General features: G+C 38.7%; 21 protein-coding genes. 2 read left to right on the top strand and 19 right to left on the bottom strand.

Annotated elements, in window-relative coordinates:
- Positions 1 to 64: 64 nt before the first annotated feature.
- The 18 genes from gspK to MKL38_RS02155 form a co-directional block, all read right to left on the bottom strand.
- Positions 65 to 1,024: a type II secretion system minor pseudopilin GspK gene (gspK, locus tag MKL38_RS02240; RefSeq protein ID WP_270902362.1), complete on the bottom strand. Its 960-nt coding sequence runs from the start codon at positions 1,022 to 1,024 to the stop codon at positions 65 to 67.
- Positions 1,024 to 1,839, bottom strand: coding sequence for a type II secretion system minor pseudopilin GspJ (gene gspJ, locus MKL38_RS02235; RefSeq protein WP_270902361.1), 816 nt, complete (start codon positions 1,837 to 1,839; stop codon positions 1,024 to 1,026). Before gspJ ends, gspK begins: the two co-directional genes overlap by 1 nt.
- Positions 1,839 to 2,219 (bottom strand): type II secretion system minor pseudopilin GspI, encoded by a 381-nt coding sequence (gspI, locus tag MKL38_RS02230; protein WP_004792732.1) that lies wholly within the window; start codon positions 2,217 to 2,219, stop codon positions 1,839 to 1,841. Before gspI ends, gspJ begins: the two co-directional genes overlap by 1 nt.
- The gene (locus tag MKL38_RS02225; protein WP_270902360.1) at positions 2,209 to 2,763 is read right to left on the bottom strand and encodes a type II secretion system protein; all 555 of its coding nucleotides are present in this window, start codon (positions 2,761 to 2,763) and stop codon (positions 2,209 to 2,211) included. The genes gspI and MKL38_RS02225 overlap by 11 nt, the downstream gene beginning before the upstream one ends.
- A gap of 9 nt (positions 2,764 to 2,772) precedes the next feature.
- A complete protein-coding gene (locus MKL38_RS02220; protein ID WP_005041096.1) occupies positions 2,773 to 3,381 on the bottom strand; it encodes a TetR/AcrR family transcriptional regulator in 609 nt (202 codons plus the stop codon).
- A 36-nt stretch (positions 3,382 to 3,417) separates the two neighbouring features.
- Positions 3,418 to 4,191, bottom strand: a complete 774-nt coding sequence (locus MKL38_RS02215) for a TatD family hydrolase (protein ID WP_005041098.1) — start codon at positions 4,189 to 4,191, stop codon at positions 3,418 to 3,420.
- 17 nt (positions 4,192 to 4,208) lie between these two features.
- Positions 4,209 to 4,550 carry a PilZ domain-containing protein gene (locus MKL38_RS02210; protein WP_003651467.1) on the bottom strand — a complete coding sequence of 114 codons (342 nt, stop codon included), beginning with the start codon at positions 4,548 to 4,550 and terminating at the stop codon, positions 4,209 to 4,211.
- A 10-nt stretch (positions 4,551 to 4,560) separates the two neighbouring features.
- Positions 4,561 to 5,541, bottom strand: a complete 981-nt coding sequence (locus MKL38_RS02205; RefSeq protein ID WP_270902359.1) for a DNA polymerase III subunit delta' — start codon at positions 5,539 to 5,541, stop codon at positions 4,561 to 4,563.
- A 13-nt stretch (positions 5,542 to 5,554) separates the two neighbouring features.
- Complete coding sequence (gene kdsB, locus MKL38_RS02200; protein WP_270902358.1) at positions 5,555 to 6,316, bottom strand: 3-deoxy-manno-octulosonate cytidylyltransferase; 762 nt, start codon at positions 6,314 to 6,316, stop codon at positions 5,555 to 5,557.
- Between the two features lie 9 nt (positions 6,317 to 6,325).
- Positions 6,326 to 7,336, bottom strand: coding sequence for a tetraacyldisaccharide 4'-kinase (gene lpxK, locus MKL38_RS02195; protein ID WP_270902357.1), 1,011 nt, complete (start codon positions 7,334 to 7,336; stop codon positions 6,326 to 6,328).
- Positions 7,337 to 7,338: 2 nt separating this feature from the next.
- Positions 7,339 to 9,066, bottom strand: coding sequence for a lipid A export permease/ATP-binding protein MsbA (gene msbA / locus MKL38_RS02190; protein WP_270902356.1), 1,728 nt, complete (start codon positions 9,064 to 9,066; stop codon positions 7,339 to 7,341).
- Positions 9,063 to 9,491 (bottom strand): ExbD/TolR family protein, encoded by a 429-nt coding sequence (locus MKL38_RS02185; RefSeq protein WP_004642621.1) that lies wholly within the window; start codon positions 9,489 to 9,491, stop codon positions 9,063 to 9,065. Before MKL38_RS02185 ends, msbA begins: the two co-directional genes overlap by 4 nt.
- A gap of 14 nt (positions 9,492 to 9,505) precedes the next feature.
- The gene (locus MKL38_RS02180; protein ID WP_005041113.1) at positions 9,506 to 10,141 is read right to left on the bottom strand and encodes a MotA/TolQ/ExbB proton channel family protein; all 636 of its coding nucleotides are present in this window, start codon (positions 10,139 to 10,141) and stop codon (positions 9,506 to 9,508) included.
- Positions 10,142 to 10,191: 50 nt separating this feature from the next.
- Positions 10,192 to 11,079 (bottom strand): ParB/RepB/Spo0J family partition protein, encoded by an 888-nt coding sequence (locus MKL38_RS02175; RefSeq protein WP_016138313.1) that lies wholly within the window; start codon positions 11,077 to 11,079, stop codon positions 10,192 to 10,194.
- Positions 11,076 to 11,858: a ParA family protein gene (locus MKL38_RS02170; RefSeq protein ID WP_003651453.1), complete on the bottom strand. Its 783-nt coding sequence runs from the start codon at positions 11,856 to 11,858 to the stop codon at positions 11,076 to 11,078. The genes MKL38_RS02175 and MKL38_RS02170 overlap by 4 nt, the downstream gene beginning before the upstream one ends.
- 21 nt (positions 11,859 to 11,879) lie before the next feature.
- On the bottom strand, positions 11,880 to 12,512 hold the full coding sequence (rsmG, locus tag MKL38_RS02165; protein WP_005041118.1) for a 16S rRNA (guanine(527)-N(7))-methyltransferase RsmG: 633 nt from the start codon (positions 12,510 to 12,512) through the stop codon (positions 11,880 to 11,882).
- 87 nt (positions 12,513 to 12,599) lie between these two features.
- Positions 12,600 to 13,289, bottom strand: coding sequence for an N-acetylmuramate alpha-1-phosphate uridylyltransferase MurU (gene murU / locus MKL38_RS02160; protein ID WP_270902355.1), 690 nt, complete (start codon positions 13,287 to 13,289; stop codon positions 12,600 to 12,602).
- A complete protein-coding gene (locus tag MKL38_RS02155; RefSeq protein ID WP_270902354.1) occupies positions 13,289 to 14,302 on the bottom strand; it encodes an aminoglycoside phosphotransferase family protein in 1,014 nt (337 codons plus the stop codon). The genes murU and MKL38_RS02155 overlap by 1 nt, the downstream gene beginning before the upstream one ends.
- Positions 14,303 to 14,422: 120 nt before the next feature.
- Here MKL38_RS02155 and MKL38_RS02150 point away from each other — a divergent pair, with 120 nt between their 5' ends.
- Both MKL38_RS02150 and MKL38_RS02145 read left to right on the top strand, forming a co-directional pair.
- Complete coding sequence (locus MKL38_RS02150; RefSeq protein WP_132070119.1) at positions 14,423 to 16,858, top strand: LPS-assembly protein LptD; 2,436 nt, start codon at positions 14,423 to 14,425, stop codon at positions 16,856 to 16,858.
- Positions 16,858 to 18,168: a peptidylprolyl isomerase gene (locus MKL38_RS02145; protein WP_270902353.1), complete on the top strand. Its 1,311-nt coding sequence runs from the start codon at positions 16,858 to 16,860 to the stop codon at positions 18,166 to 18,168. Before MKL38_RS02150 ends, MKL38_RS02145 begins: the two co-directional genes overlap by 1 nt.
- A 118-nt stretch (positions 18,169 to 18,286) precedes the next feature.
- Here the strand turns inward: MKL38_RS02145 and fba are convergent, their stop codons facing one another.
- Positions 18,287 to 19,324, bottom strand: coding sequence for a class II fructose-bisphosphate aldolase (fba, locus tag MKL38_RS02140; protein WP_005304678.1), 1,038 nt, complete (start codon positions 19,322 to 19,324; stop codon positions 18,287 to 18,289).
- Between the last annotated feature and the right edge of the window lie 12 nt (positions 19,325 to 19,336).

The raw sequence follows: 19,336 nt of genomic DNA, 5'->3' as shown, positions 1-19,336 counted from the left end.
AGAGAAATTCATAAAAACGACTTTTCAACGACATGCCCCAAACAAATAAATTACAATTTTTCAACTAGTTAAATGGTGACATATTTCTAGAATAAACATAAACCTGCTTATCATTACGCATGAGTGCACTTGTAAATTGTCTTTTTCTATTATTAAGCACTACCTCAATTTGTGCTTGAAAAAAACTCGACTTTACATCTAACAGGCTATTCACCTCAGTTCTCTTTTGAGTATCGACTGTTGAAAAAGCATTCAATTGCCATAATTCATCAACATTTTGAAAGAATTTTAAATTTTGTTGGCGCATTTGAAGCTCTTTTTCTACCGCCCCTATATCTAATTTTTCATCAATACTCGCTAAGACTAATGGTGAAGCAGTATTAATATTCACTTTTGTATTCTCGGGTAATGCCGAAATATAAGGGGCAATTAAATCATATTTCTTGCCGTCAAAACCTCTTACTAATTTCAACTCTTCAATGCGATGAAATTTAGCGTTTGAAGCTAAATAGCTAGGATCAAGGCCTTCATAATAGCTACTTTCTGCTCCCATAGGTCCAGATGGTTCTTCATCTGGATCTTGCCAATCGATAACTGCTTGACTTAACTCTGCTGGCAAGCCTACACGTACAAGTAAGCGCTCAAACCAGCTTTTGGCAGCTTTATCTACCTTACCTTCATTGGTCGTTAAATTGTTTAAGTTAAATTTGCCTGACTCATCTAGTAAACGCCCTGATACAGCTCCATCTTCTATGGGAAAAGGTGGCATTGGCTGTGCCCATGTTTCCTTTAAATGATCAACGCCACCTGCATTGTTTGCATCTTGAATTAATAACTCAGAAAAAAAAGCTTCTGCACTTTTGGCATATAATAATGACTGATTTTGACGCATTAAATAGCCAGTGTTTTCCATCGTATTGGTTTGATGCTTTGCAATAGAGGCAGCTAAAATTGTAGCCAATGCAACCATAATTAAAATTGTGAGCAAAGCTACACCTTGCTGGCTCTTTTTATAGTGCAACATTATGCTCCTCCTTGTTTGGAGAGCGATAAATTCCCTTGGTTTAAGCTATAAATCCACTCATAACTTACCCCAGCAACTGTGAGTTGTATTTTTATTCCTTTCGGCAGTTTTCTAAACTCTTCTGGTTTTGTGGGATCAATATTAATTTCTGGCCACTTTGTCACTTCTTGTGGCGTGAGCACCATAATTTGAAACTGTTCAACTTGACTCAACAAAGTGCTAGATAAAGGTTGCTCTCTGTTTGAAGTATTTAAATTGCTATATTTAAGACGATAAAGCTTTTTTTGATCAGGATCATATCGATATTCAATACGCTCAAAAGGTGATAACCCTTGTTTTAAAGGATCAGTAACACCAGCCTTACTAAAATAGAGTACTTGGTTATCAAGCTCTAAAGCTGGATGAAGCTGCCCCCCTTGATTTGCCGATAAAGGTATAATTTGTAATGTATCTCGCAAAACTTGTTGATACGCATCTTGTAATTCAAATAGCTGCACTTCATGTTGAGCATTACGATCACGGACTTTTAATAAATAATCAAAAATCTTCCAACCTAACAAAGATAAAACAGCAAAAATTGCAATTGCGACTAAAAGCTCAACTAAAGTAAATCCTGAGACACGAGTTAATCGAGCACTGCTCGATCGTGTCGCAAGATGAGAAACTGTGTTTCGAGTGTGAGAGTCTTTAAAGCAACGCTTTGTCTGAGCGCAAGACGAAGAGCTTTGCTCGGAGTAACCCCTCATCATCTGCTCCGATCGTGCTGCAAGATGGGAAGCTGTGCTTCGAGAGCGAAAATATTTATTTTTTATCATTATTTTGCTTTCATTGGATAATTAAAAAACACCAAATGGGTAATACCATTTTGAACTTTTCCTTTATCAGAATCATATAAGCTAATTTGCAAATCTACTTTCTGAACATTCGGGCTGACTGTAGATTCAGCTGATTTATCAATCTGCCAAGTTTCCCCTTGAGAAGTAACCTGCTTACTTTGAGTGCCTTGAAGCCATTCTTGATTTATCTCCATTAAGGCTACTTCATTCATAGCCACAAACTGAGCTTTTGTTCTAAGAATTGCATTTGAAGTAGATTGGGTATATTGCATAGCCACTTTAGTTAACGCGACGGCAGCTACCGCAAAAATTGCCAAAGCTACCATTACCTCTAATAGAGTAAAGCCTTTAGATTTCATTTATTTTACCCAAATGATCAATCTGTATTTCTGAACCAATTGGTTTTTGTTCAAAGTAAAACTGTATTTTAACTGTTTTAGCTTCACCATTTCCAAACCAGATTAACTGCGGAGCTTGCCCGCCAATTAAATCTGTATTCGTAGCTTTTGAATAGGTTTGACCATCTAGAGGTTGTACTGTAAACGATACATGTTTAGGCAATTGGCGCGTAGTAAATTCTGGGTATTTCTGCCAACGGTTTTTTAAATCTTGGACCTGTAGTTTACTCTGATCGTTGTATTCATACAGCTCATAAGAAAATGGAGAAACATCAGTTTCACTCATAGTAGATAGGGCTAAAACACGAGACTGGTCAAGTGACTCTTTACCAATTTTATGTGCATCAAGCAAAAACAACTCTCTTGCTTGCATCGCTTTCTTTTGGTCAACCCCACCTATATTAAGTACAACAAGGGAGGTCATAATCGTCATAATAACAATCACCACCATCACTTCAATGAGGGTAAAACCTTTTTGTGATTTAGATGGTGATGGAGATTTCATATCGACCTATTAAGCATATTGTTCAACAGCTTGTTTAGGTAAGGCTAATGCCTGATCAATATAAGCCACTCTTAACGTGTCCCTTGAACCTAAATACCGTTGGTAAAAACTTGAGTTAAGAATAGCTGCTGCACCATGGGTTAATGACCAAATAGATGCCAGATAATCTCGAGTTGTCATATTGCTTTGAATAGATTCTAAATAGTGATCTGTCATGCGAATGATAATTCGTAATCGCTGTTTACGCACCTGATAAAGTTCATTAAAAAGGTGATGCACACCTTGAGCTGTAATCGAAAGTTTTTCCTCAATTTGATGAAATAAAACTGTCCGCTCAGGATGATGTAAATGATGCAACATGAAAAAGGCTAAGTGTTCTGGAAAGGCCTTTTCAGTATCTTGAACCATTTCTAGTAACATACGTTCATTACGAATAATCAATAGCATGTACAATTCATCTTTACTTTGAAAGTGTTTGTACAAAGTTCCTTTTGCTAAATCAAGCTCAGCAGCCAAGACATCAAGTGTCATTCCGGCTTCGCCATTTTCTAGCAATAATTGCTCCGCAACCTGAAATATTAATACTTCTCTTGCTCGGAACTGAGCCTGACGATCCATCTTCACGCAATTACTCTCTTATATAGTTTCTATAACCTAAATCGCTTTTAGCAAGTTCTCAAAATTTTGTGAGGTGATCATTGCAATTTCCTCAACCGATTTATCATATACATCACTGAGTGCTTTGGCTACATAAGGCACATATTTTGGTTCATTTGTTTTACCGCGGTATGGAACAGGTGCTAAATAAGGACTATCTGTTTCAATTAAAAGTCGATCTAGCGGAACTTGTTTAGCTACATCACGCAAGTCTTGTGCATTTTTAAATGACACAATACCTGAAAAAGAAATGTAATAACCGCAATCCAGTACAGCCTTAGCTGTTTCCCAATCTTCGGTAAAACAGTGCAAAATTCCATGCGTGGAATGTTCAGCACGGATAATATCTACCGTATCATGCTTTGCTGAACGCGTATGAACGACGACTGGTTTTTTTACAATTTTCGAAGCTTGGATATGTCTTGCAAAACATGCCTTTTGCTCTTCAACAAAATCTGTACTGTGATAATAATCCAGTCCAGTTTCACCTAGAGCCCATACTTTTTCCGACTGAGCTAATTCAATCAAGTGCTCGGTCGTTGCACGTGCCATCGTATCTACATCTTCACAAGGATGCACACCTACCGTATAACCAACGTCTTCATGCCTATTTGCAATTTCTGCTAGTGCAATATGGTCATCAAGATCAACGGAAATTGCCATAAACTTAGACACTCCTTCTGCTCGCGCTGCAGCGAGCGCAAGGTCCAGATCACCGTTATAAGGCGTTAAATCTAACATCGTTAAATGGCAATGCGTATCAACAAACACTTTTCTATCCTATTTGATTACATGGTATAACTTGGACGATCTAGAGACATACTACCAGCCAAAACTCTTTCTGCCTCAGCTTTATAGTAAATTCCCTTATCTCCACTTAATTGAATAGCAAAACCTTGAGGTTTAAAACCACTTTGCTTGTGCGATATCCAAATCACCTTACCTGTGAGAGGAATTTTTTGAGACTGCTCAGGCAAAGTAGCTAAAATGAAAATTTCTTGCCCCATCTTTACCTTTTGTTTTGATGGTACAAATAGGCCTCCACCTTGCACATATCCCATATAGCTTGCTTGCAAAGTAGCTCTATCAGGAATATTTACCTGAATAATCCCCCCCATTTGCGGTTGCATAATCTTCCCCTTAAATATTCATTAACGTTATAAACAATTGATCTATAATAAGTTGACTTTGTACATTTTGCTCAACAAGCTTTTTTGCTTGTTGTACTTCACTATAAATATTAAATAAGCTTTCTAAATCATAATATGGACTTAATTGATCAAAATCTAAATCAGTATTTTTTTGTGGCTGATTTAGCTTGACACAAATTAAATCTCCCAACAAATATTCAAAAAGTACAATAAAATCATTAAAACTTAATTCTTTTTGCCATTTTCCTGAGAAAAATAGAGGCATATTTTTTTGAGCTACAATTTTTAGCCAGTCATTTAAGAAAATCTGTCGTTTAGCAAACCAATCACTTTTTGCAATTTCTATTGCTTGCAAAGGCATATCATTAGATAGGCCAAGTAATAAATCAGGTTTTACTTCTGCAAGTTCAGATAAATGCTCATCCAAATATGAAGTAGCCTGTTCATATGAAATACGATCTAAAGCAAAATGCTGCAATCGGCTACGAATAGTGGCTGGTAATTTAAGGTAGTGATCAGCCAATAAAATTAAAACAACACGCTCACCGGGTTCTTCTAAAGTCTTTAGTAGCGCATTCGATGATGCTAAGTTAAGAGCTTCAGCAGGCTCAATAAGAATAACGCGCCAGCCTTCTCCCGTTTGTTGCACGAAAGGCAGTAAATCTCGGATCTTTTCGATTTTTATTTTTGCATTCTGCTTTTTATTTTCTTCATCTGTTGTGATGTGGACATAATTGGGATGAGTGTCTGATTTTAACCATTGACAGCTGCTACACTCACCACAAGCACCATGAGGCTGCTTATTAAGACAAAGCACCCATGCCAAAAAATGCTTAGCAAAAGCATGTTTCCCACAGCCTTGCTTGCCATAAAATAATAGGCCATGTCCAATATTGGGAAACCTTGTTGTTAAGGTATCCCATGTTGTTTTTTGCCAAGGATAAACCTTTGAGGTTACATTCGGATTCATTAAAAATTAACGCTTATTCAAAAGATTCGACAGGCATTTTATTTAAGCGATCAAGATCAGCTTGAGTGTCTACACCAGGAGGTAAATTTGCTTGAGCGACAGCAATCGCAATACGATGTCCATTTTCTAAAACACGTAATTGTTCAAGACTTTCTAACTTTTCAAGCTTACCCATATCCCAAGTCACATATTCTTGTAATAAGTTCACTCGATAGGCATATAAACCTAAATGGCGAAATGCTTCAGTATGTAAACTTTGCTCTGCCTGCACAGCCCCATCACGGTCGTACGGAATGGTTGCCCGGCTAAAATACAATGCTTCATTTTGCTTAGACATGACTACTTTTACAATGCTATCACGCTGAAATTCATCTAAGGTATGAATAGACTCACACAATGTAGACATTGAACAATTTGGTTTATCAACCAAGAGTTTTGCAACTTGTTGAACAAGTTGGGCTGGTAATAAAGGTTCATCCCCCTGAACATTCACAATAATATCATCTGCTGCCCACCCCTTAATACGAGCAACTTCGCTTAATCGGTCTGTTCCTGACGGATGATCAGGACTCGTAAGCACAACGTCCACACCATCTGCACGGCAAATCTCAGCAATACGCTCATCATCTGTTGCCACACATAGATCATCAAAGCCCTCGACTTTTTTTGCTTGATCCACAACACGCAAAATCATAGGACGGTCATGAATAAGCAACAATGGTTTACCTGGCAAACGCGAACTTGAGAAGCGTGCTGGAATGACGATGTGTTTCATTTTTTCTTCCTAAGATAATTGGATATCAAGTTGCTGCAGTTGCTGCTTTAAGACCTGATAACACTCTATAGACAGGATAGCTTTAACAGGAACAACCCAAATAGGCTGTTTAAATTCCGGATTTTTTTCAAGCAATGGCAATAATTTAACTGCATCTTTTTCAGTTGTAATAAGTGGCAATTCATCATTAAAAATTAAATCATTGATTGAGTAATCATGATGGTCACGAAATGCATGCTCTTGAAATTGTTTCAGGCCTAAATCTTTAAGTGTTTGATAAAAACGCTGTGGAAAGCCAATACCCACTACAGCATGATAGTTACTTTGAGGATTAAAGCTGTGCTCGGCCCTTGACGAAGGAGTGAGTAAATATGGCTGTCCAGTCTCAAGATGCATATTTAATTCTGTAGTTGGTTTATACGCATGTTCAATTACTGTTCCAGTTTCTAAACGCTCAACTGGCTCTCTTAAATATCCTTCAGGCAATAGTTTTTTATTTCCTAAGCCACGATTCTGGTCGAGTACAATCCACTCGATTTGTCGCCCCAATGCCCAATGCTGTAAGCCATCATCACTAATAATTAAATCTAGTGGTGTTGATGCAATCAAGAGCTCTATTGCAGCCTGCCTATTAGGACCCACCGCCATTGGTACACTCGTCGATTGAACAATTAATGCAGGCTCATCTCCGACCTGAGTTGCTTGAGCACCCGAAGTAACCAACATTGGAAAAGGACCAGTACCACCATACCCCCGACTAATTACCCCAACTTTTACATTATGCTGTTGTAGATAATTCACCAGTTGTATTAATAATGGAGTTTTTCCGCTGCCACCCACCGTAATATTGCCAATCACCATGACAGGTACAGGGGCTTTATAGACTTTCTTTAAACCCGCAGTATAAAAATTACGATTTAATAGAAACCCAGCACGATACAAACAAGATAATGGACGTAAAGCAATCAACCAACTCGATTGCTTATTCCATGCATTCTGGATCAGCTGGGCCAATGACATGCTTAGTTATCCTCAAAATTACGCTGATGTAATTGATAATAAGCACCATGTTTTTCAAGAAGTTCTTGATGAGTACCTTGCTCAACAATTTCCCCTTGATCCATCACTACAATACGATCAGCATTTTCAATTGTTGACAACCGGTGTGCAATAACGATTGTTGTACGGTCTTGCATCGCTTCATCAAATGCTTGCTGAATAAAATGTTCAGATTCGTTGTCGAGAGCACTCGTAGCTTCATCTAAAATTAGAATTGGAGCATTCTTTAAAATTGCTCGAGCAATTGCAATTCGCTGACGCTGACCACCTGATAGGTTTAGGCCTTGTGCACCTAAAACAGTGTCATAACCGTTTGGTAAATTCATAATGAAGTCATGTGCATATGCTGCTTTTGCCGCTGCATAAATTTCTTCATCTGATGCACCTTCCAACTGACCATATGCGATATTTTCACGAACTGTACGGTTAAACAATATAACTTGTTGATTTACCATTGCAATTTGCGTGCGCAGACAAGAAAGTTCAATATCATTAATTGGCAAATCATCTAAATAAATTTGCCCACTCGATACTTCTTGAAAGCGTACCAACATATTGACTAATGAACTTTTACCCGCCCCTGAACGACCAACCAATGCCACAGTTTGACCTGGACGGATATCTAAAGAAAAATCCTTAATAGCTGCTACGCCATCAGCATAATTCAATGTCACATGATCAAAACGAATTGCCCCATTTAATTTAGGTTTCAGTTGACCACTATTCTGTTCTTCAGGTAAATCTAGCAATTCAAAAACAGAATAAGCTGCTGCTAAACCACGTTGTAACTTTTCATTAACATCAGTCAAACTTTTAACTGGTTTTGCTAACAGGCCAGCTGCTGTAAGGTAAGCTACAAATTCACCAGCACTTGTACTACCCAAAATCTGAGGCCTTAAAGCTAACCATACAATAAGAGCCATTGCACAAGCCATTACCACCTGAACAACCGGACTATTCAGGTTTTGTACAATTACCATTTTTAAGCCGCGTTTTAAGTTCTCTTCCGATGACTTATAGAAACGTTTTTGTTCATATTCCTCACCAGCAAAACTTTTTACTACAGCATTACCATTAATACTTTCTTGGACGACGTGGTTCACATCACCCATAGTATCTTGTACCTGTAATGAAAGTTTACGCATTCGTTTCGAAGCTTTACGTACTAAGACCCCAATTACAGGTAAAAATACAAAAATACATAAAGTAAGACGCCAATTGGTATAAAACAGGTAGCCTAATAATCCGAGAGTAATCATCCCATCCCTAACGATGGTTCTCAATGACTCAGAAGAAGCAGCCGTAAGCTGTTCAACGTTATACATAATTTTGGCAGTAATATGACCAGATGAATTATCCAAGTAATATTGTGCTGGGAGTTTTAAAAGTTTCGCATAAACTTCCTGACGAATACTAAAAACCAAACTGCGTGAAATCACCGCAGTATAGTAGCCGCCCATAAATAGGCCTAAGCCGCGAAAAAATACTAATAAAACAATTAATAATGGGAACCAATCCAAATCTGCTCTACTGTTATTTTGGATTGCATCAATAATAAATTTAATCAATTTAGCAACGGAAACTTCTGTTGCTGAGTTAATACCGAACCCGATAAGTACTAATAAGGCCACGCCCCAATAAGGTTTTAAATAGGCTATGAGACGCGTATAAACCTTAAAATCTTGATTCACTCAGAAAAACCTCTAGAAGGAACTTTGGTACTAATATTGATGTTAACAAAACCGAGTTGTCCTGCCACATCCATAACGCGAATTACATCCTGATGAGATGCTTTGGCATCCGCAGCAATGATGAACATAAAATCACGGTGCTCTTGAGCAACTTGCTTAATCGCAGTACTCAGATCAGCAACCTCTTTAGATGAAAGTGCTTGACCATTCACAGCATAATGACCAGCAGAGTCTACCACGACTTCAATTTTATGATCGTACTGTTTTGGTGGAACACCTTGTGCATCTGGCAATGTTAGATTGATGCGACTTGGCTGATTAAAAGTGGTCGACAGCAATAAAAAAACCAAAATGAACAACAAACAATCAATCATAGGCGTTAAATTGATATGAATGTCTTCAACCTGAGAACGTTTAAATTTCATCTGGCTTTCACCTCCTAACCAACACGGCGGTGTTCAGCTACAGACGAAGAACGCTTATAGAACAATGAGGCATGAAATAAGGTCGATTGCTGTTCTAATTCGGCAATATAATCTTGCACTACTCTTTGAAAGTAGCGATAAGCAATTAAAGCAGGAATCGCAATTAACATTCCCACAGCTGTGGTAATGAGTGCTTTAGAGATACCAGGGATCATTAAACTTGGACTACCAGCCGATCCAAAATCAATAACAAGAAATGACTCAATAATTCCCACTACAGTACCAAGCAACCCTAGCAGCGGCGCTACGGCACTTAGAGTACCCAAAAAATTAATATTTTTTTCCAAATAAGAAATTTCTTGAGAAGCTGCTACTTCCATTTGCGCACGAGCAAATTGCTCACCATGCTCACGATGCTCAAAACCTGCTTTTAAAATGTGTCCCAATGCGCTACTTTGCGCTTCTACATTTTGCTCTAAACTTTCCACGATATCTTCAGCTCTTAAAGAGCCCTTACCGCTTAATGCTTCGGGTAGAACTTGTGAACGTCTTAACCGAACAAAACGTTCAATACTGATCGCAACAGTTAAAATCGAGCATAGAATTAAAGGCAGCATCAACCAGCCACCCGCTCTCACAAGTTCCCACATATGTTCTTCCCCAAGAATATAAAATTAGAAATACATGACCCAACTGCAAATTATTCTGGCAAACAAATATTTAAAATGCCATCTAACTCATCCAAGGTATGATAATGAATAACAAGTTTACCCTTACCTTTTTGGTTATGATCAATTTTTACATTAGCGCCAAAACGCTCTGATAGTTTTTGTGTCAATTGCTCAATATCTGGTGCTACAGGCGCTTTTTCTTTCTCCTGCTTAGGCTCACTTCTATCACGCACCAATTGCTCTGTTTGACGAACTGACAATCCTTTCTCAATTACAATTTTAGCAACTTCTAATTGATCTTTACCTTTTAATGTCAAAATTGCTCGAGCATGCCCCATATCAAGCTGGCCTTGCTGCATGAAGTCTTTAATATCATCAGCCAAACTCAATAATCGCAATAAATTACTCACAGTAGTACGTGCTTTCCCTACCGTGTCAGCAATTTCCTGATGACTTAGACCAAATTCATCATGAAAGCGCTGTAGAGCTATTGCTTGATCAATTGGATTTAAATCTTGGCGCTGAATGTTTTCAATTAACGCCAATGCAATTGCAACCTGATCATTTAAATCACGAACAATTGCTGGAATTTCAGTTAAGCCCGCAATTTGTGCTGCACGCCAACGACGTTCACCCGCAATGATTTCAAATGGATGAGCTTCATCATCAACTGGACGGATTACAATAGGCTGCATCACCCCATGTTTTTCAATAGACGATGCCAACTCTTGTAAATCATGCTCATGAATAAAACGACGTGGTTGATATTCACCACGTTTTAGTAAATTCACATCAACTTGTTTTAACTGTCCGTGGTCTAACGCCTGTGCTTCAAGTTGTAGTTTTTCTTTTTGAATTGAACCAAGTAATGCATCTAAACCACGTCCTTTAGCCAATCCGCGTTTTTTGATGCTCATACTTTACTTCCTTTCTTCACTTTACTTCTCTTTAACATCTCAGCCGCAAGATTTAAGTATGCAACTGCACCTTTAGAACTTTTTTCGAAATAGATAACAGGTAAACCATGTGCTGGTGCTTCTGCTAAGCGAACATTTCGTGGAACAACAGTATCATAAAGTTTTTTGCCGAAATATTGCTCTAGTTCTGCAGATACATCACGTGTTAAAGCATTTCGTGCATCGTACATCGTACGCAGTACACCAATAATCTCTAAATCAGGATTGAGTGCTTTTTGAATACGATCAATGGTCTGAGTTAAATCAGCCAAACCCTCTAGCGCATAATATTCGCATTGCATTGGAATAATTACACTATCTACAGCTGCCAAAGCATTGACAGTAATCAAGCTCAAGCTTGGAGCACAATCCACAATGATATAGTCAAATGAGTTTCTGATTTCATTCAAAGCATTCTTTAGAATGAATTCACGACCTTCTTGCTCTGCGATAGCGAGCTCTACACCTGAAAGCTCACGATTAGAGCCTAGAACTTTATATCCAACTTCTGCTTTTTGAATGGCTGTTTCAATTGGAACTTCGCCAAGAAGAACATCTGTAATTGAATACAAAAGATCGTTCTTTTGAATACCAGACCCCATCGTAGCATTACCTTGTGAGTCCATATCTACAAGTAATACACGTTTTTTTAATACAGCTAGAGACGCTGCAAGATTTACTGCAGTCGTTGTTTTACCAACACCACCCTTTTGGTTTGCAATCGCAATAATTTGAGCCATGGTAACCTTAATACTTTTTATTTAGATACGTTGAAGTAAAAGTAAATGACGTTGTTCATCAAGTCTTGGTACGCGCAGTTCAATCACTTTACATGAAAAGTCCTGCTTGAGCTGCTCAATTTCATCAACTGGCACTACACCTTTCATCGCTGCGATTATACTGCTCTGATGAAGGTATGGCTGAGCCGCATCTACAAAGTCCGTTAAAGAAGCAAAAGCTCGACTTGTTATGACGTCAAACTGGCCAAGCTCATCAATTGTATCTTGATTCTCAACCCGTGTTTGTACTGCCACAACGTTACTCAATTTAAGATCAGCAATAAATTGCTTCAAAAAACGAATTTTTTTACCATTAGAATCTAAAAGAACACATTGGCGTTGTGGCTGACAAAGAGCAATAATCATGCCAGGCATACCACCACCTGTACCCACATCAAGCAGTCTACCTTCAGGTAAGTCATTTAAAATACTTAGACTATCCAACAAATGCTTCACTAACATTTCTTTCGGATCACGAATTGCTGTCAGATTATATGCTTTATTCCAAAGTACCAAAGCATCTTGATACTTTAACAATAATGCCAAAGCTTCATCGCTAAGCGATAAACCTAATTTTTGACTACCCTGTTGTAACTCTTGAAAAAACGGATGCATAAACAGATAACATCTAAGTAAAATTTAAAACAAAGTATACCCATTTATGCATCGTGGAACACTAGTTAACGATTAGGGATTACACAGTTAATCGTAGAAGCCTTCACGAATTTGCAAATCTAGCTCCATTAAACGCTTAGGCGTTCCCACATCCACCCATGCACCTTTAAGCTTTTCACCAGATATTTTTTGATTGTGCATGGCTTGCTTCAACAGTGGAGCTAAAGGACGCTTACCAGGTTCCAATCCATCAAAAAGCTTAGGATGGATAACAGACACACCACTAAAAGTGAGGTTCTCACCCATCACATCTTGATCGAATGTAAAAGTGCGTCCATCGAATAATGTAAAGTCGCCTTCAGGATGCTGTTTAGGATTATCAACCAACACAAGATGTGCTAAATCATCATTTAACTTAATATGGCGTAGGGCTTCAAAATCCATTGTGGTCCATACATCTCCATTCACCAGAATAAATGGATCTGTTCCAAGCAGTGGCAAAGCATTAATAATTCCACCGGCTGTTTCTAGACCCTCATCCTCTCGTGTCCAACGGATATCCACGCCAAATTGGGAACCATCCCCTAAGCTACTGATGAGCTTGTCGGCCAACCATGCAGAATTGATGACTATTTCAGTCACACCAATTTTTTTAAGTTTTTCAATATGCCACACAATAAGCGGTTTACCACCTACCTCAAGCAGAGGCTTTGGTGTATATAGCGTGAGTGGACGCATACGATTACCCAAGCCAGCAGCAAGAATCATTGCTTTCATTATGCTGCTACCTCATAGTTACCATATTTCTCGATAAACTTCGGCATAACTATGTCATTTATGAATAACATAAACTCATCAAGTTCAGCATAACCACGGCTTTCTTCGATCAAATACCACATTACACGTGGTAAATCTTTTAAATAACCTGATTTACCATCGCGCTCAAACAGACGCACAAAGATGCCCAAAATTTTAATATGACGCTGAATAGCCATTAAATCTGCATCACGTTTGAACTGTTCAAAACTACGGTTCAATTTCGCAGACTCAGGTAATAAGTCATAAAAGACTCTAAACCATTGGTAAACACGCTCTGCATTCCACTGAACATAAGCATCGCGAGTAATCGAAATTAGGTCATAAGTATCCGCACCAATCACGGCATCCTGAAAATCAATAACCCCAAGCTCTGGTTCATTTGCAATCTTCATCAAATTACGACTGTGAAAATCACGATGTACAATCACTTGCGGCTGAGCCAATGCAGTTTTTGCTAACACATCGAAAGCATCATCAATCACCAGTTGCTGTTCCACACTCGGAATAATCTGCAAAGATGGCAGCATCCAATCAGTCAACAGCTTCATTTCAGTTAACAATTTCTCATAGGAGTATGCTGGAAATTGCTCCTGACCATTCACAGACTGCAAATGAATCAGCTGTTTAAAGCTTTGTTCATAATACTTATCGACTGTTTCATCATTTAATAATGTCGACAACAGCACATCACCAAAATCTTCTAATAACAGAAAACCCTGAGCTAAATCTTTCGCGACGATCTGAGGGACGCGTACACCATGGCCTGCAAAAAATTCGTCAATGGTCACAAACGGAACACAGTCTTCTTTTTCTGGAGGGGCATCCATGAGCATATACGTTTTATTTTGTAACTGGATACGCGCATAACGGCGGAAGCTTGCATCACCTGCCAAAAAAGCGATCTTAAATTGATCATTTTCAAGAACAGATGTAAGCCATGTATATATCAATTGTTCACGTTGTGTATTCATTTGCAATAAAATCTAAAACAAGCTGAGATTTTTGAAGGGTTAAGTGTAGCCACTTATAAACTTTTTCTCTATGATGCGACAATAATTAATTGTGAATTAGCATACTTGGTTAATGAGACAATGAAGCATCAGTTTAAATTTAATCCTTTAGCGACAGCTATTTTTACGCTCTTATGTGGCTCCATACAATCAAGTTATGCTGAGTCAGCTGATGTTGTCTCCAATATAGACAATAATCAACTTAAAGCGAGCATCAAAGAAGCCTACCCAGGTCAAGAATTCTTTCAACAGTATTATGTTGATAAATCGGCACCTGAGGCACAGCTTCGTGACAATAAATATTTAAGCTCGGCATTTTGCCAGGGTACATGGGTTACACCGATTAACCCGAATACCAAAGCACTAGATGCCGACAAAACGACTTCTGTCGTTACGGCAAATTATGGACATTATAATCCTGCCGGTGACTCTGTTTTAGAAGGCGACGTCGTTATTGATCAGGAAGGACGCACGGTTCGTGCTGACAAGGTTACGATTGATAAGACCCAAACCTTTGCACATGCACAAGGCCGAGTACAACTCGCTCAAGGCGGATTACTTTCACAGAGTGACGAAATTAATTACAACCTAAAAAACCAGACTGGTAATTTAGAAAATAGTTTTTATATTTCTGAACAACAACATGCCCATGGTCATGCAGGGAAAATCGAAAGAACATCGCCAAATGTCATGGTTCTTAACGATGCAACCTATACGACTTGTCCACCAGGCCAAAAACCGGGTTGGAAAATTCAGGCAAATAAAATCGAGTTAAATCAGGAAACTGGGCGTGGTGTAACTCGCGGAACAAAACTGTATGTTAAAGACGTTCCTGTTCTAGCAGTTCCTTACTTTAACTTCCCGATTGATGATCGCCGAACTACAGGTATTCTCAACCCACAGTTTGGTTTCTCAAACGATGGTGGTATTGAGCTTTCTGTTCCAGTTTATTTAAACCTTGCACCTAATTATGATCTGACACTGACTCCGCGTTATTTAGCAGACCGTGGTGCAATGCTAAAAGGTGACTTTCGATACTTAACCGATGGTTTTGGTGCGGGTGAAATGTGGGGTGGCATGTTGCCATCTGACAAAGAATACGATGATAAAGATCGTAAAGATTTCCATTTCTTACATAACTGGGATATCAACGATCAATGGTCAACTAATCTCGAATATAACTACGCTTCAGATAAAGACTATTTTTCAGATTTAGATAGCAGTCCTAACTCTAAAACAGACCTAAACTTACGTAGAGCATGGGAACTTAACTACCAACATGGTATTCCGGGTTTAAAAGCACAGCTTAAAGTCGAAGATTTCCAGACACTTGATCCTGAAGTTGAAGATGCAAAAAAACCATATGCACGCTTGCCACAATTCTTATTAAATTACGTTACTGGTAATCCATTAGGCTTACAATACGAATTCAATAACGATACTGCTTATTTTAAGAAATCAATTAATGATGATTCTGCTCAGGAAAGTAGTGGTACACGTATCTACAACCAGTTTGCAACACGCTACAACTACCGCACACCAGCAGCATTTGTAATACCTGAAGTTTCAGTACGTTCTATTCAAACATTCTATGACAAAGACACTCAGTTAAATAATCCTGGTGGTTCTGAAAATAAATCAGTCGTTGTACCTCAATTCACATTGGACACTGGACTGAATTTTGAACGTGAGGGCAAGTACCTACAAACACTTACCCCTCGTGCATTTTATGCATATGCTCCATACAAAAACCAAGACAATTATCCAAATTTTGACTCAACTTCAGCATCAGTAAGTTACGATCAATTATTTAACCCTTACCGCTTCTACGGACATGACCGTCTTGAAGACAACAACTTTCTATCACTTGGCGTAAGCTATAGTCTTTTTGATACAGTAGGCTTAGAGCGTTTACGTGCAAGTGTTGGTCAAAGTTATTATTTTGAAGACCGTCGTGTCACTTTGACGCCACAACAAGATGAAATTGATACTGAAAGTAACACTGGTCCGGTCGTTAGCATATCAAGCCAGTTAAACCAAAATTTCACGATTGCTGCTAACTCAGCATGGATGTCGAATGGTGATAATGCTCAGCGCGATTTTCAGGTTTATTATACTGGAGATAAAGGAAATCTTTATAACTTAGGTTATTTCTATCGCAAAAACATTGAAGGACGTCAAGCTACTTACGATCAGGTTGTTGCATCGTTTATACAACCAGTTAAAGATAATTGGCGTATTATGGGCCACGTACAATACGACATGGATAACGATGTTGCCCGCGAGATTTTACTAGGGGTTAACTATGAGTCATGTTGCTGGGGCATTTCAGTCTATGGTCGCTCATATTATAACGATCTAGATGATCCAAAAACTTCAGATGTTAGTGAAAAACGTGCCATTATGGCCGAAATTACACTAAAAGGTTTAGGCGGGTTAAATAATAAACTCGCGTCTTTACTTGAAAATCGCGTTTTAGGTTTTAACAAAATTAATCAATCTTGGACACAACGTTAATGAAGACAAAGCATCTTAAACAGTTTTTTAAAGCAACTACCCTTGCTGCCCTAATCTCTTCATCAATGCATAGTTTTGCCCAACCCGCTGATGAAGTTGTGGCAATTGTGGACAATAGCGTAATTTTAAAAAGCGATCTTCAACAAGGGATGGCTGAAGCCGCTCACGAACTACAAGCACAAAAAAAAGAGGTTCCACCTCAGCAATATTTACAATTTCAGGTGTTAGATCAATTAATCTTGCGTCAGGCACAACTTGAGCAAGTTAAAAAATATGGTATCAAACCTGATGAAAAAAGCTTAAATGAAGCCGTATTAAAAGTAGCAAGTCAATCTGGAACTAAGAGCTTAGAAGCCTTCCAGCAAAAGCTAGATGCTATGGCACCAGGGACTTATGAAAGTTTACGCGGTCGAATCGCTGAAGATTTAGCAATTAGTCGTTTGCGTCAACAACAAGTCATGTCTCGTATTAAAATTAGTGATCAAGATGTAGAAAACTTCTTAAAATCACCTCAGGGTCAAGCTGCTTTAGGCAATCAAGCACATGTAATTCATATGCGTATTGCTGGTGATAATCCACAGGAAGTTCAATCTGTGGCTCAAGAAGTACGTTCAAAGCTTGCACAAAGTAATGATATAAACGCATTGAAAAAACTTTCGACTGCAAATGTAAAAGTTGATGGTGCTGACATGGGATTCCGTCCACTTTCAGACATTCCTGCTGAACTTGCAGCACGTATTACCCCATTACAAGACGGCCAAACAACTGACTTAATTTCAGTACGTGATGGTGTACATGTTTTAAAGCTTATTGAACGCAAACAAAATGAACAAAAAGCTTTAGTACCTCAATTTCAAACTCGCCACATTCTCATTCAATCATCTGAAGTGGTCAGCCTTGAAAATGCGAAGCAAATTATTGACAATATCTATAAACGCTTAAAAGCTGGCGATGATTTTGCAACACTTGCAGCTACCTACTCTAATGATACAGGTTCAGCGCGTGATGGCGGTAGCTTAGGTTGGGTAACTCCTGGCATGATGGTACCTGAATTTGATAAGAAAATGCAGGAAATTCCTGTAGGTGAAATCAGCGAACCATTCCAGACTCAATTCGGTTGGCATATCCTACAAGTAACTGAAAAACGTGAAAAAGATATGACTCATGAATATCAAGAGCGTATGGCACGTCAAATTTTAGGTGAACGCCAATTTAATACTGAAATCGATAGCTGGTTACGCGAAGTGCGTGCAAATGCATATGTAGAAATCAAAGATCCAAGTCTAGACAAAAAGAACTTACAGAAATAAGTTCTTTTATCATCATCAAAACCTGTGTTTATCGCAGGTTTTTTTATGAATAAAATTTAACTAATAAAAAACCGGTTATATAAATAACCGGTTTCTATAAATTAAACCCTAACGGGAATTATTTATAACGATCAACCATTTTCTCTAAAGAAATTGGACGGATCTTGTCAGCATTTCCAGCTGTACCAAACGCTTCATAACGATCGATACAAATTTGCTTCATTGTATCAACTGTTTTAGCAAAGTATTTGCGTGGATCAAACTCAGATGGATTCTCAGCCAAAAATTGACGAATCGCACCAGTTGAAGCTAAACGCAAATCAGTATCAATGTTGATTTTACGTACACCGTGTTTGATTGCTTCTACAAGCTGCTCAACAGGCACACCATAAGTTTCGCCAATATTACCGCCGAACTCATTGATTACTTTTAACCATTCTTGCGGAACAGAACTCGAACCATGCATTACAAGGTGAGTATTTGGTAATGCCGCATGAATTTCTTTAATGCGGTCAATTGCCAAGATATCACCTGTAGGTGGACGCGTAAATTTATACGCACCATGTGAGGTACCTACTGCAATTGCTAGCGCATCAACATTTGTATCAGCAACGAACTGAGTCGCTTCTTCAACAGAAGTTAGAAGTTGAGAATGATCAAGTACACCTTCAGCACCCACACCATCTTCTTCACCAGCCATACCAGTTTCAAGGCTACCTAAACAGCCAATCTCACCTTCGACAGAAACACCACATGCATGTGCTAAAGCAACCACATTACGAGTTACATCAACATTGTATTCGTAAGATGTAGGTGTTTTACCATCTACACCTAATGAACCGTCCATCATTACTGAGCTAAAGCCAAGCTGAATTGAACGCTGACAGATATCAGGGCTTGTACCATGGTCTTGGTGCATTACCACTGGAATATGTGGCCATTCTTCAATTGCAGCCAAAATAAGATGGCGTAAGAATGGAGCGCCTGCATATTTGCGAGCTCCAGCTGATGCTTGAACAATTACAGGTGAATTGGTTGCATCCGCGGCAAGCATGATTGCGCGCATTTGTTCTAAGTTATTTACGTTAAATGCTGGTACGCCGTAGTTATGTTCAGCAGCGTGATCCAAGAGCTGGCGCATTGAAATGAGTGCCATAATATCCTCCCA

The organism is Acinetobacter sp. AOR14_HL (assembly GCF_027855175.1).
GTDB lineage: Bacteria > Pseudomonadota > Gammaproteobacteria > Pseudomonadales > Moraxellaceae > Acinetobacter > Acinetobacter calcoaceticus.
Note: the sequence above shows the minus strand (reverse complement) of the source record. Positions and strands in the feature narration are given on the sequence as shown.

Excerpts from the sequence above, each read along its gene's own strand:
- gspK (WP_270902362.1), bottom strand. The coding sequence starts at position 1,024 with ATGTTGCACTATAAAAAGAGCCAGCAAGGTGTAGCTTTGCTCACAATT.
- gspJ (WP_270902361.1), bottom strand. The coding sequence starts at position 1,839 with ATGATAAAAAATAAATATTTTCGCTCTCGAAGCACAGCTTCCCATCTT.
- gspI (WP_004792732.1), bottom strand. The coding sequence starts at position 2,219 with ATGAAATCTAAAGGCTTTACTCTATTAGAGGTAATGGTAGCTTTGGCA.
- MKL38_RS02225 (WP_270902360.1), bottom strand. The coding sequence starts at position 2,763 with ATGAAATCTCCATCACCATCTAAATCACAAAAAGGTTTTACCCTCATT.
- MKL38_RS02220 (WP_005041096.1), bottom strand. The coding sequence starts at position 3,381 with ATGGATCGTCAGGCTCAGTTCCGAGCAAGAGAAGTATTAATATTTCAG.
- MKL38_RS02210 (WP_003651467.1), bottom strand. The coding sequence starts at position 4,550 with ATGCAACCGCAAATGGGGGGGATTATTCAGGTAAATATTCCTGATAGA.
- MKL38_RS02205 (WP_270902359.1), bottom strand. The coding sequence starts at position 5,541 with ATGAATCCGAATGTAACCTCAAAGGTTTATCCTTGGCAAAAAACAACA.
- kdsB (WP_270902358.1), bottom strand. The coding sequence starts at position 6,316 with ATGAAACACATCGTCATTCCAGCACGCTTCTCAAGTTCGCGTTTGCCA.
- lpxK (WP_270902357.1), bottom strand. The coding sequence starts at position 7,336 with ATGTCATTGGCCCAGCTGATCCAGAATGCATGGAATAAGCAATCGAGT.
- MKL38_RS02185 (WP_004642621.1), bottom strand. The coding sequence starts at position 9,491 with ATGAAATTTAAACGTTCTCAGGTTGAAGACATTCATATCAATTTAACG.
- MKL38_RS02180 (WP_005041113.1), bottom strand. The coding sequence starts at position 10,141 with ATGTGGGAACTTGTGAGAGCGGGTGGCTGGTTGATGCTGCCTTTAATT.
- MKL38_RS02175 (WP_016138313.1), bottom strand. The coding sequence starts at position 11,079 with ATGAGCATCAAAAAACGCGGATTGGCTAAAGGACGTGGTTTAGATGCA.
- MKL38_RS02170 (WP_003651453.1), bottom strand. The coding sequence starts at position 11,858 with ATGGCTCAAATTATTGCGATTGCAAACCAAAAGGGTGGTGTTGGTAAA.
- rsmG (WP_005041118.1), bottom strand. The coding sequence starts at position 12,512 with ATGCATCCGTTTTTTCAAGAGTTACAACAGGGTAGTCAAAAATTAGGT.
- murU (WP_270902355.1), bottom strand. The coding sequence starts at position 13,289 with ATGAAAGCAATGATTCTTGCTGCTGGCTTGGGTAATCGTATGCGTCCA.
- MKL38_RS02155 (WP_270902354.1), bottom strand. The coding sequence starts at position 14,302 with ATGAATACACAACGTGAACAATTGATATATACATGGCTTACATCTGTT.
- MKL38_RS02150 (WP_132070119.1), top strand. The coding sequence starts at position 14,423 with ATGAAGCATCAGTTTAAATTTAATCCTTTAGCGACAGCTATTTTTACG.
- MKL38_RS02145 (WP_270902353.1), top strand. The coding sequence starts at position 16,858 with ATGAAGACAAAGCATCTTAAACAGTTTTTTAAAGCAACTACCCTTGCT.
- fba (WP_005304678.1), bottom strand. The coding sequence starts at position 19,324 with ATGGCACTCATTTCAATGCGCCAGCTCTTGGATCACGCTGCTGAACAT.